The sequence below is a fragment of the Pseudomonas sp. VA159-2 genome, from assembly GCF_024126635.1.
Classification (GTDB): domain Bacteria; phylum Pseudomonadota; class Gammaproteobacteria; order Pseudomonadales; family Pseudomonadaceae; genus Aquipseudomonas; species Aquipseudomonas muyukensis.
Genome location: NZ_JAMYBV010000015.1, coordinates 76421 through 88521, shown reverse-complemented (window position 1 = coordinate 88521; position 12101 = coordinate 76421). Strand labels below are relative to the sequence as shown.

The 12101-nt window shown below is 62.3% G+C and carries 9 protein-coding genes; 1 reads left to right on the top strand and 8 read right to left on the bottom strand.

From position 1 onward, the window contains the following. Nucleotides 1-82: 82 nt before the first annotated feature. Nucleotides 83-1066, bottom strand: coding sequence for a fatty acid desaturase (locus NJG22_RS16155; protein WP_253095910.1), 984 nt, complete (start codon nt 1064-1066; stop codon nt 83-85). A gap of 27 nt (nt 1067-1093) precedes the next feature. Next, complete coding sequence (locus NJG22_RS16150; RefSeq protein WP_253095909.1) at nt 1094-1978, bottom strand: hypothetical protein; 885 nt, start codon at nt 1976-1978, stop codon at nt 1094-1096. Nucleotides 1979-2881: 903 nt separating this feature from the next. On the opposite strand from NJG22_RS16150, the gene NJG22_RS24585 reads away from it, so the two are divergent. Continuing rightward, nucleotides 2882-3016, top strand: a complete 135-nt coding sequence (locus NJG22_RS24585) for a hypothetical protein (RefSeq protein WP_290445084.1) — start codon at nt 2882-2884, stop codon at nt 3014-3016. Between the two features lie 457 nt (nt 3017-3473). Here NJG22_RS24585 and NJG22_RS16145 read toward each other — a convergent pair whose 3' ends face one another. From NJG22_RS16145 to NJG22_RS24660, 6 genes are all read right to left on the bottom strand, one after another. Further along, nucleotides 3474-4439 carry a hypothetical protein gene (locus tag NJG22_RS16145; RefSeq protein WP_253095908.1) on the bottom strand — a complete coding sequence of 322 codons (966 nt, stop codon included), beginning with the start codon at nt 4437-4439 and terminating at the stop codon, nt 3474-3476. A 51-nt stretch (nt 4440-4490) separates the two neighbouring features. After that, nucleotides 4491-5111: a dTMP kinase gene (locus tag NJG22_RS16140; RefSeq protein ID WP_253095907.1), complete on the bottom strand. Its 621-nt coding sequence runs from the start codon at nt 5109-5111 to the stop codon at nt 4491-4493. A 56-nt stretch (nt 5112-5167) separates the two neighbouring features. Continuing rightward, the gene (locus NJG22_RS16135; RefSeq protein WP_253095904.1) at nt 5168-5593 is read right to left on the bottom strand and encodes a hypothetical protein; all 426 of its coding nucleotides are present in this window, start codon (nt 5591-5593) and stop codon (nt 5168-5170) included. 73 nt (nt 5594-5666) lie between these two features. Next, the gene (locus NJG22_RS16130; RefSeq protein ID WP_253095902.1) at nt 5667-7802 is read right to left on the bottom strand and encodes a hypothetical protein; all 2136 of its coding nucleotides are present in this window, start codon (nt 7800-7802) and stop codon (nt 5667-5669) included. After that, complete coding sequence (locus NJG22_RS16125; RefSeq protein WP_253095901.1) at nt 7789-8991, bottom strand: DUF3142 domain-containing protein; 1203 nt, start codon at nt 8989-8991, stop codon at nt 7789-7791. Before NJG22_RS16125 ends, NJG22_RS16130 begins: the two co-directional genes overlap by 14 nt. A gap of 250 nt (nt 8992-9241) precedes the next feature. Further along, complete coding sequence (locus NJG22_RS24660) at nt 9242-12097, bottom strand: RHS repeat domain-containing protein (RefSeq protein WP_253095899.1); 2856 nt, start codon at nt 12095-12097, stop codon at nt 9242-9244. Nucleotides 12098-12101: the final 4 nt, after the last annotated feature.

Here is a 12101-nt window from a genome sequence, read left to right as displayed (position 1 = left end):
TGATGGACAATGGAAAACAGCTTAGGCTGCAAGCCCGAGCACCACACCTGATAGAAATAACAGGTGCGGTGCAATTTAGGGATTAGCCCCGTCGATCGAAGAAGTGCCCCATCAGCTGAAGCAGCGGCCGCCGACGATTTTTCCGGGCGAAGGCCCACTCATGGATTTGCGAAGGCTCATGGCCAACCTCCTGTTCGTGCAGCAATCTGTTGACCTCGGGCAAGCGGTACCAGGGGACGGAAGGGAAGGCATGGTGGACGATGTGCAGGTTGAAGTTGAGGATCACGAAGCGTGACCACAGCGGCAGGCTCTTGCAGTCATGGGACACCTGGTCCTGCTCCCAGAACTGCAGGCGCTCGGCATCCCTGGCCAGCAGGGGCGCCTCGGCATGGTGCGGCAAGTTGAGCAGTTCGACCATGAAGAACAGGAACACCCAGACGATCAGGTAGAACGACAGCAGATCCAGCAGGTGCCCCAGGCTCAAGGCCAGCGCCGCCGCCGCCAAGTACCCCAGCAGGTACAGCTGGGCGAAACGTACTTCCTTAAGCAGCCGTGGCGAATCATCGCCCTTGGCCCTGGCGATGAACGGTGCGCGCCAGTTGAGCAGGAAATGGTTCGCGGCGATCATCGGGATCCAGTGCTTCCAGATGAACTCCAACGTGCGCTCCTGTTTCTTGGTCATCACCGCGAACTTCTCGATCATGCCGCGGTTTTCGGGATCGTTCAGCGGGTGTGCGGTCCAGGTGTGGTGGGCCATATGGAAGCGCCGGCGGACCAGGAACGGCAAGGCGATCAGCCAGCCACTGCAATGGCCGATGAAGTCGTTGAGCCGCCTGTTCTGCGCGGCCGCGCCGTGCAAGGCCTCGTGCAGGATCAGGTAGACCTGCACCGTGGCGAAACCTGCCAGCACCAGCCCCAGCATCTTGAGCAGCAGGGCATCCATCAGCCACAGGCTCCAGGCGAGCACCAGCAGCAACAGGTCGGCCAGCCACAACATGACGGTCCAGGGTTCCTTGGCGCCGTCGGGGATCTGCTGGCGAGCGGCCAGCCATTGGTCTTTGGTCATTGTCTTAATTCCGTGAAGGAGTGGGCGTCAGGCATGCGCCTGGGCAAGGCGCAGCCCGCACAGACGCTTGGCCAGCTGGGCATAGGCCAGGTCGAAGAAGGTCACCTGGTCGTCGAAGCCGTGGCTGCGCGGACGGCTGGCGAAGGACTGCAGCACCAGCTGGATGCAGTCGTAGCGGGCGCCGCCCTCGAGGTGCCAGGCGGGCAGATAGGCCGTGATGGCGAACCCCAGGCCGATCAGGCCGGCGAGCAGCTCCAGCTTGTCGGCGAGAATCTGTACACAGACGTACTGCAAATCTGGCGATTGGCGCAGCAGGCTGATGATCTCGGCCAGCGCACGCGGCTGCGGCAGGTAGCCGCCCGCCTGGCCCGACAGCGTCAGCGTGCTGTTGTCGGGGTCATGGCTGTAGAGCAACTGGCCATGGCTCGCCAGGCTGGCCGGGCCACTGAGGCAGGTCTGCGGATAAGTGCCTGGCCTGGCTTCAAGGCCAAGCGCCGGATACAGGTGCTGGCTGATCACTTCTGCGCCGGGGGCGCGCGCGTACCACGGGGCGATATGCCGCAAGCCAACCAATTTGGCAGGGAGCAGGGCGGTCAGGTGGTATTCGCGAATGCCGTCCACCGTGTCGGGACCGCCGTCGTGGCCCACCAGCACGCCAGGCCTGAGCTTGAGCATCAAGGCATGGCTGGCGATGTTGCGGGTGACGTAGAACCCGAGCTCCATGGGCTGTGGGTGATGGCTGTCGAAACTCAGCTCGATCAGCTTGGAAATGGCGCCGGTCCTGCGCGCGGCGGGATGGACCACGCCGTGACAAACCTCCCAGGACTGGTTCCAGGGGCGCCGGGCAATGCAACCGCAACCCATGATGATCGAATCAAGTTCGACCACATACCAGAGCTGCAATCCAGACATCAGCGAATCGCGTATATAACCGGGACTTTGGCAGGGGTGAGTGGTATTACCATAAACCGTCTGAAACAGTTCGGCCAGGCGCGCGCTATCCTTGAGCGCAGCGGGCCGATAACTGAATGAATCATTGTGATTGCCGATATCCCCGCAAAGGGATACAGCATTGCGCGCATGGTGTTTAAAGGTCATGGCACACCTCTATATTGGTATTGTCGGAAACGCCAACGCGGTGACGACTGCTGGGCAGGTCACAGGCAGGCAAGACGGTGCCGAACAGTCGCGGATGTCAGCTGCGCCTTGACCGTAATGGGCGGCAAGCTAGCGCGGTCGCATGGACCTTTGAGGGGGGCGAGGCGTGGGTTTTCCGATAACACGGCTGTGCATCATCCCTGTGCATGAACATCCAATAACTCCTGTATTACGTAGTTGCCTTGAACAGGCCCTGGGAATCCTTCCGCAGGGCACGTCCGACTATAGATCGTCATGGCGTGCTGTCAAACCCGCTATTTACGAGTAATCCAAAAGGAGGTTTACTCAACTAAATGGTTATTTAGTTGAGTTATAATCCAGGGCATGAAAACGAGGGCAGGGTGTATCTGGCCGATGAAGATTACAGACGCTTCACTTAATATGGCAAACCTTCAAAGGAATGAGGCGCCTGCACGCGCGGATTCACCGTAGCGCCATTGTTATTGCTCCCCATGATCGCCTGGGGCGATTGCACCCAACACCTGCAAGCCTGGGCCCAGACCCTGCATCCGACGCCAATGAAGGTGGACGTTTGATGAAGACGGCCAAGGTAAGTTTGGCGTACGCATCAGCCACTGCGGCTCGTCACGGGTCAATCCGTACAACAACCAGGCCTTGAGCCTCTATGTGAAAGAGGCTTCGCAACTGCGCTAGATCATGGGGCACCTGGTGGTCGCCGAGAGCCACGGCGAGTGGGATGGTTTGTGTGCCGGGGATTTCAGCGAGACCACGCGGACCTTGGCCATCGGCAAATCAGGCAAGGATGGTTTCGCCAGCTTCCCGCGTGACTGAGGTGTCGAGCGCAAGACAGCGCGTGCTCAAGGGCGATGATGATTGCCAGGACATCCGCGGCGAACCGCGTACGACGCTGTTCAGCTTGGATTATGACGGCAGGCGCTATGAGGTGCCGAAGGGATTGGTGTATCAGTGATCGGGACTGGCGCGTGGATGAGGCATGGTTGGAGGCTGAAATCTGGCCTCCCATTGGGCGTGGTACTCAATACGAGTGTGCGCATAATGTATATTATGTTAAATTGTGTATTGCGGGAGGTGAGCTCCTGAGTCGATCATCTGTGCAGCGCTCAGAACGAAACATGCGAAAAGCTAAAAGATGAGCCTCCCCTTGGAGACATTCGATAGCCCGCCTACCATGGCGGGCTTCTTTTTTAGGCCAGAGCTGGCAAGCGCCTTACAAGCCCCTGACTGAGCCCGTGTAATCAACATTCAAAGGTGTCATCTTCCAATACTCTTATGCGCCCGGGACATCCAAGACAGCCTTGGCGTTTCGTACGCGCCGTCTCGACGCAGCCAGCGTTACCCGCTTTCTTGCGAGAACGATTGGCTCAGGAATGTCCCACCCATTCGCAACCATTGACCGCAAGTCGTAGCCCATCATGAAGAGCCCCGCTTCAAACCGGTGGCAGCGTTCTTCGAGGCTCGGCCCTGGGAAGATCTCACCGTGGGTTTCCAGCAAGTGACGCACGATCCAACCGAGCTTTAACTGGCGGGCCGCCCATTCGTGTGGTTTTTTTCGATTCAACCGTTGCGTACCCGCGTACTTGTCATCGAGCAACTGGGGGTTTCTCAGCTGTATCCCTAGGCCCTCATCCCAAGCAAAAATCTCGTGGTTGGCCGCAGGTCCACTTTGCGGACAGACACTCGATCGGTACAGGTGGTAAAGCGTCGCTGCGGCGGCGGCCACTCTCCCATCCAAGATAGGTGAACCGGTCTGATCGAAGATGGCGTGGATCTTGGTCAGCCCCGAGTTAAATGCGGGAACGGATTTAATGGTGATACCGGATAGCCGATTGGCGCCGTCCAGTCGCAGCAACGCCTCGACGCTGTGCAAATACCTCAGCAGTTCACCGCTGTTTGCCAGTTCCGTCAGGAATGAGACAGACGCACGATTGAGAACCCCTCCCCATGCAAGGATCTCCTCGCATACGGTATACGCCGATTTCACGTCATTGCTTGCTGACGCAAGGCGTAGGCGTTCACGAAATGCCCGGAGGATAGCGCTCACCTGGCCCCACTCCCCCTTCCACTGATACGCCTGCTGGGCACCCTCGATACCCACGACCTTTTTGTTCAGCCCTCCTTTTACATACTGGCTGCAAGCAAAACGCAGGTCGATGGGCAAGCCAGGCAGGGTCACCGCCATCCATGAGACAAAACCCTGCACATCATCAGACTTCAAGAATTCATCACGATTCATCCATTGCTCCGAGTCGTTTCTGCAAGAGGCTCTCGCCAGTGAACCATAATCTTATTCCTGCGATGCAAACACCCGCCGAATCTGCGCCACCACCTGCATCGTCGCTTCTTCCAAGCGCCCTTCGTTGCGACACAACGCCCACCCTTGTTGCACAGCCGCACGCTCGAACGCTTCGGTACACGCCACATGCTCGTCGAACGCATGCATCACCGTGCTGCGCAACCCACTGCTGCGTGCCGTCGCCCTGGACCAGGAAATCTCCGGCGCCGTGACGACCCCCACATGCACATCCGGCACCCGCACGTTGCGCTCGAGGTTCATCCGCAAGATCTCGGCAAACGGCACCAACCGACGAAACGCGGCATCGGACGGATACCAGCGATCGATCAGAATGATGCTGCCCGCCGGCTGCTGGCTCAGCACCTGCTGCGAGATCCACGCGCGGCTATCGGCCAGGCGCTGGCAAACCTGCAGCTCCAACTCCCGGCACGGGTTCCTGACGAACTGGTTTACCAACGCCATGGTTTCTGCCCGGTAAGGATCGCGGTTTCTCTCGCTGATGCGAATCACCATCCTGTTGTCTGCCCGCAGCACCTGGGTGACGGCCTCCAGCAAAGTGGTCTTGCCGGTACCCTTGGGGCCATCCAGCGAAATGAACAGCGATCGACTCATGCTTCAGGCAACACTCGGGTAGTCATGGGAAAACACTCAAGGTGAAGGTGGCGCCGCTACATCAGGCAGTAGTACTCGCCGACCTCGGCGACGATCTGCCGTGAGGCATTGTACAGCCTGGCCTCTGGCGTCAACGCCATGGAGCGCGCCTCGAGCACGTAGCGTTGGCCAGCCTGGAAATGCCGGTACTGGAGGGTCAGGTAGCACTGGCGCACGGTGGTGCCGCCCATCAGGCCCATGCCAGCGCCACCGTTGGCCTCGTAATCGAAGCGCACCACCAGTTCATGGCTGCCGGGGCTGACCTGGAAGAAACGGCCCTCGCTCAGGCGCTGTCGATCCAGGCGTTCGGCCAACAGCACGCGGTCGTTGGGGAACGGCATCGACAAGTCGACCCAGGCCATCCGCGGGTCGGCGGCGGGCATGGGCGCCTGGCACGCGGGCAGCGCGGTGATGGCGAGCAACAACAGCATCCACCTGCGCATGATCAGCTCCTCATGGTCGGGGCGTATAGCTCAACTACAGGTTAAGTCTAGTTGAGCCATACCCACCCTCCTCCTACGCCTTCGACTTGCGCCGCCGCAGCCACAGCCAGGCCAGCCCCGCCACGACCACCAAGCCGGCCGGCAGCACCTGGGCCTTGTAGGGCCGCAGCGTGGCACGCGCCTGGTCCAGCGACTCGGTCAGGTAACGCTTGTTGGCCTGGTCGAACCTGGGCTGTTCGCACTGTTTGCCGAAATCTTGCGCCCACATCACGAAGGGCCCTTGCTGGACGTAACGTTTGTACAGGGCAATTTCCTGGTCGCTGCCCGCCACCCAGCCTGCCGCCGTGCACAGCACCGCCGCGAACGCCTGGCTGCTGTGGGGCAACTGGTCCGCGGCCTGGTTGGCCAGGTCGGCGGCGATATAACGGTAGTGGTAACGCGCGTCAGGCTTGGCTGCGCTCGCCAGTTGACGCTGCAGCTCGCCCGCGCCAATGAAAGGCCCTGGCTTGAGCTCGGCGCTGCCGAGGCTGTAGCTGCCGCCCAGCCAGGCATAGTCCGGCGCCATTTCATAACCGAGAATCTCCATGCCTGCCGTGCGGGCCAGGGTTGCCGCCGCGTACAGCGCTTCGGCGCGGCCAGTGGCGGTCCAGCGCGAGTTGGCGGCCTGGCGGTTCTGGCCATAGGCCTTGGCGTCGGCTTGCAGCTGCGGCGTGGCGAAATACCCAGGCGCTTCGTTGTAACGCCCTTCGCGCAGCAAGCGCCGGCCCAGCAGCTCGCGCAACTGCGTGGCCAGGGGCCGTGCTAGGTAACCGCCCTCCTCGGCCTGCACGGCTGGCGGCGCCGGCACCTGGGCATCGACGTAGCCCTTGAGCTCGTCGACAGTCAGCACCCGTTCGGCGACGTTCGCCACATCCTGCCAGTAGATATCCTGGCTGCGGTACAGCAGGTCGAACGCTTGCAGGTAGTCGCCGCGCTCCAGCGCCAGGATCGCGCCCTCGCCTTCGACCCGGCAACCGGGCTTGACGCTTTCGTAGTCCCACTCCGGGGTTTGCCGCGCGCCCCACGACTCTTCACGGGGGAACGCCGCGGCAGCCTTGGCATAGGCCGCCGCGGCCTGGGCCTTGTCGCCCTCGCGCAAGGCCAGTTTGGCCCGCAGCCACCAGGCCAGGCCGGTGTCGCCTGCCTGTTGCAGGTAGTCCTTGGCCGCCGCGAAGTCACCCTGCTGGTAGCTCAGCGCCGCCAGCCGGTCGGCATCGTCCAGCTGGCCGCCGACACTGGCCCGCAACAGGGCGGGCAGGCGTTGTTCCTGGGGCGGTTGCTGGCGCTCGTAATCCCAGCCGATATGGCTGAGCAGGTAGGCGGTCAGCAGCTTGCGCGGCAGCGGTTGCTGCAACTGCACCAGCAGTTGTTCATCGGGCATGGCCACCAGTTCGTCGGCCAGTTGCCGCAAAGAGCTATAGCCGCTGCCCGAGCCCAGGCGGCTCTGGTTGGCGTACAGCTGCACGGCGCTGTTCCAGTCGCCGGCCAGCTTGGCCAGGCGGGCTTCCTCGCCGAGGCTGGCTACGCCCAGCTCCAGCGGGTCGCTGAAACCCTCGGCGCTGAGCGCCCGGGCCTGCTGGAACGCTTGCCGGGCCTGGGCTTGAAGCGCCTGCGTGGCATCGCCGGCCGCCTCGCTCTGGGCGGCCAGGGCACGTCCCCGTGAATACGCCGCCCAGGTACTACGCATCTTGCGTTGCTCGGCGGGCAAGGCCAGCACCTGGGCAAAATAGTCCGCCGCCAGGCCATGCTCGTCGATGTCGAAAGCCACCGCGCCCGCCAGGTACAGGCGCAGCTCGGCGGGCAGATCGGCGCCCTGTTCCATTACCTGTCGAGGGTCGTCAAGGCTACGCAACTGCGCGACTTTCGCCTGCAGCGGCGCCGGCAGCTCGCTAGCCTCGGCCTGGCTGCGCTGCTCGCGATAAGGCCGGGCGTTGTCGTCGCTGTCCCAGTACGGGGTCAGGGTGACGTCGGTGGTGGGTTTGAGCCCCGCCACCTGCTGGCCAAGGCGATTGACCTCGAAGGCAAAGTTGCCTTCTGGCAACTCGGCCAGGGTTTGTGCGCGGTCACCCAGCAACTGCATCGGGAAGTCGGGGCCGCAGGCCAGCGTTGCGCCGGCCGGCAGGCTCAGGGACAACGCCAGCAGGCGCCGGGGCCAGTTAGGGGTAGACATTCCACGCTCCTTGATCGATGCCATGGCAGCGTGCCCAACCCAGGGCGCGCCGGCCGCCAGCGGCGATGCGCGCGCTGGACTGGCGGTTGAACAGCAAATGTTCGGGGTACTGTTGCAGGCGGTAGCCGTTTACGCCGTCCGCGGCGTCGCACAGCTCGACGGCAAGGGCCACCTGGGCGGGCAACGGCAGGTCGAGGTTGCCGACGTTGGCCAGGCTGATGTCGTACAGCCCCGCCTGTTCCAACAACTCGACCCGCCACTGGCTGGCGAGCACGTCGCCGCGTGCCACGGCCTTGAGGGTGGTCAGGCTCCAGGCGCGGCGGTCGCCAGGCAATGGCAGACGGAACCAGATCAGCCCGGCCAGGTGCGCAGGCGGCTGGTTGCGCAGTTGCCGGCCCAGGTCGGCCAGCTGCTGCGGATCGGCCAGCAGCTCGTGGCGCTCGCCGGCTCGGTTCAAGGGGACTTCGCTTTCCACCACCGGCGCGCCACCGGTGTCAGGCAGCAGCGCGACGCCATAGGCAGGCAAGGCCAGATAGAACGGTTTGGCGCTGACGTGGCTCCAGCGTTCGGCCCATTGCCTGGCCTGCACCGGGTCGAACAGGCCGCGGCGCGGATCGCTGACCGCGTGTACCTGCAGCACGCTGCTGTCCACCGCCTGCAACAGCGCGGGCAGGTGCGGGCTGGCGAGCCAGGCCGGCAAGGCAGTGATGCTGAGTTTCATGGCGGGCGGCAGTCGCTCGCGCAGGCTCAGGAGGAAGGCGGTATACCCAGGCAAGCGGGCGCTGGCGCTGTCATGGTCGATCTCCAACCCCTCTGGCGTCACGCCGGCGGCTTGCCAGTCCGCCAGCAGCCGGGCGATCTGGCCTTGGGCGGCGGCAAGGTCGAGCGCGGGAAGCTGGCCGTCCAGGCGCACCACCGCGATCAGCGGGCGGCCATCAACCTTGAGCCGGGGCAGGTCGACCAGCGCCCTGCTCCACCCCGCCTTGGGCTGGGCCTGCAGCGCCAGCACCCTGAGGGTCGAGAAATCCGCCCGGCTGTCGGCCAGGGCCTGGGCGTGGGCCGGGCGCCATTGGCGCTGCCAGATATACAGTTGCTGGTCCAGGGGCGGCGCGGGGTCCGGCTGGCAGCCGGCGAGCGCGGCAAGAACGAAACAGCCGAGCAGGCGGCGCACGGGCGACTTGGTGGGCATACAGTCCTTTGTCTGGCGCGGTTGGGTGCCGTTGCGAGGGGGCGATAGTACCTCAACGCAGCACCCGGCGAACACCTCGGGAAAGGCTCAGGCCGGCCGACTCAGCAACAGGTAGATGACGTTGCGGTATGGGTCGAAATACAGGCAGGTGTGCGGCAATGCACCCCGGGGGAGGATGGACAGGGCCTGCTGTCGACGCGCGCGATGTGCACGCGCCGCCAGCGTACGCTGAGTGCTTCCCCAGCACGTCTCAGGCGGCATAGGGTCGAATGTTTTTCATGGGAATAGCCGTGAGAAAGGATATTTCAGCATCATCTTTCGGACCGTGATTCAACGCAATCACACTCGATTCTTCAATGCTCAAGCCATCAAGAAGCAATGAGAACTCCATATTTTTTGTCCGCCCCTCCGGCAATGGCTCAAGTCCATTCTTGCCAATTCTAAATTCATAGAGTTCGATTGATATTTCATACAGTGGCGCACCTGCACTTTGACCACCCGCTTCAGTATTTATGGCCGTGGACACCCACACCGTAGTCTTGTCTTTTGTGTACTTTATATAAGTTGACAAGTCCCCAAGCCTGGGCTTTTGACCCCATTTATTTATGTTGTCAACGACATGCCTAGGTAGGCCAGATGTGTCTTTCTTTCCGACAAAAACACTTGCAAGTTGCCTGGCCATCTTGGCGTCCAAGGGCACCCAGGCCTTGAACCCCTCTGGAGAGGTCTTGCTCAAGACGTCATAGCTTCTGTTGTCGGCCCTGAACAAGGTAAATCGGGTTCTCGCGGGCACGCTCGAAGCATTTACCGTACCACTGGATGCGGGCTTAGAAGCTAAAGGCTGCACAGTCTCTACCGAGACACCAGCGTTTACACTGGGACCGCGATCAATAGGTGCCCGCAAGGGCTCGGTACCTGCTTGGACTTTTTTTACAGCAACTGCAGGCCGCGAGGGTGCCTGTTGAGCGGGTGGCGTTGAAACAGGGGCAGAAAAGAGCTTTCTGCGCTGCGCAACCGTCATGGGTTCCTGACCGTCATCCGGCGACAGCCCATCGACATCAAACAACGTCATCGGATTGTTGCGGACCATCCGATACAAGTTTAACCCGTCCACCGTCCCGGCTGGGTCCGCGCACAACCACCGGCCGGCCCACGGTTGGTAATAACGATGACCGTAGTAATACAACCCAGTTGCGTCTCGTTCCTTGCCCGAGTAGCGAATGCTCTTGTAGCTCGCCTCCACCTGACTGCGCGCCGCCCACACCGCCGTGCCGCCATACGGATAGTATTCTTCCTTGCTGATTACGCTGCCTGTCGCGTCCACTTCCAGGCCGCTACTGCCCACCAAGTCGTTATAACTGTAACGGACCTGATCGTTAGTAATCCCCCCCGGTAATCCGCGCACCCAGTGCAACACCCTCACTTGCGTACTACCCGCAGCGCCCACGGTGACAACCTGCAGGCTTTCCGTTGGCGTATCGTCGTGTGCAGTCGTCCTCAGCTCCAGCCCTGGCAGGTACAGCGCGCGTTGCGTCTGCATAACGCCGAGGCTCTGCTGTCGGCTAACCTTGAGTAGGCGTTGTCCGTTAGCGCGATAGCGATAACATTCGCTATCGTCAGCCTGCCCCGGACGCACTACTGGGGTTACCCGTTGCAGCTCTCCACGCAACGTCCAGGCCAGGGTTTGCCCCGGTTGCAATTGGCACTGATGGCCACCGGCATCGAACAATGCCTCGACCTCCGCTGGACTGCCCGCAAGGGTGCTCAGTACCGCCCGGTTGCTGCGGTCACTGACCATCATGTCGATGGAATAGCTGTTGCCTGCCACTGGCGAGCTGTGACGGATCTGCGTCAGATTGCCACCGATGTCATAGCTATAGGCACGGGTGTAGGTGGTATAGGCCGCCGTGTCAGGCGGCAAGGGGATGGTGGTGTGTGGCAAGCGGCTCCCATCCCGTGCGCCGTTGGCCATCTCGCGTCCAGTGGCGCTGACCAGCTGGTACAGAGTGTCGTAAACGTAGGTGTTCTCGGGCACCACTTCCTGGTTGCGCCAGAATCGAGTGGCCTCTGCATCATTGCTGACATGCAACACATTGCCGACCGGGTCATAGGCATAACGCAGGTCTTGTAGCACCTTGGCCGGCGCTGCGAGGCGGTCGCTGCGGATCGCAACCAGGCGTTGGGTGCGCGGTGCATAGGTGTAGGTGGTGACCACGCCATTGCCATGCACCTCGCGCAGTTTCTGCCCGGCAGCGCTGTAGCCCAGGGAACTCACGATCGCCTGTTCGGCGCCGCCCTTGATGGTCAGCCAACTTGCCGAGTGCTGGCCTGCCACGTTGTAGCGCAGGCGTTGGCGATGCCCTGCGGCATCGCTGCTAGCCAGTACCACGCCAGTGGCGTCAGCCTCGGTGACCGTGGTGTAGGTATCGGGGGCCAGCAGGGTGTCCCAGACGGCGCTGTCCTGGCCTTGCCAGTCGGCCAGCGTCTCTGGGTTGTCGCCATCCTTGAGCAAGCGTCGGCTCATTGACAGCACAGCCCCTGTCAGGGCCAGGCTGTCGATGGTTTGTAGGCCAGCCGTGTCGTAGTGACTGATGGGCTGACCTGCGACGTTGCGCTGCTTGTCCGCCTCGCTATGGGTGCCGTACAGCTGGCGCTCGGTGATGCGTGCGGGCTCGGCGCTGACGCGTTCTTTGATGGCAATGAGTCGACCTGCCAGCGCTGATGGCTCGTACTCGAATGTGCGGGTGACCGCCGCGGCGCGATCATCCTGCATCGCTGCATCGGTGCGGATGTTTATCACGTTGAACAGCGGGCGCCCCGCCGTGTCATTCAAGGCCAGCGTGGTGCCGGCATCGACGCTTTGACGGCGCAGGTCGCTGCCTTGCAGGTCGGTCGCGTGCGTGAAGTTGCTCAGGCCCGTTTCGTGCAGACGGGGGTCGGTACTGCGGTTGAGCAAGCCCCGGGCGTCGTAGCTGTGGCGGGTAATGCGCGCCTCGGCCGCCAGCAAGGTATCGGGGGGGCGGTGGTAGGCGATATCCCGCACGGATAGCCCACGGTTATCCGTCACCCTGATCGTGGGGGTGTTGTGGAAGACGTTTGCGCTCACGGCA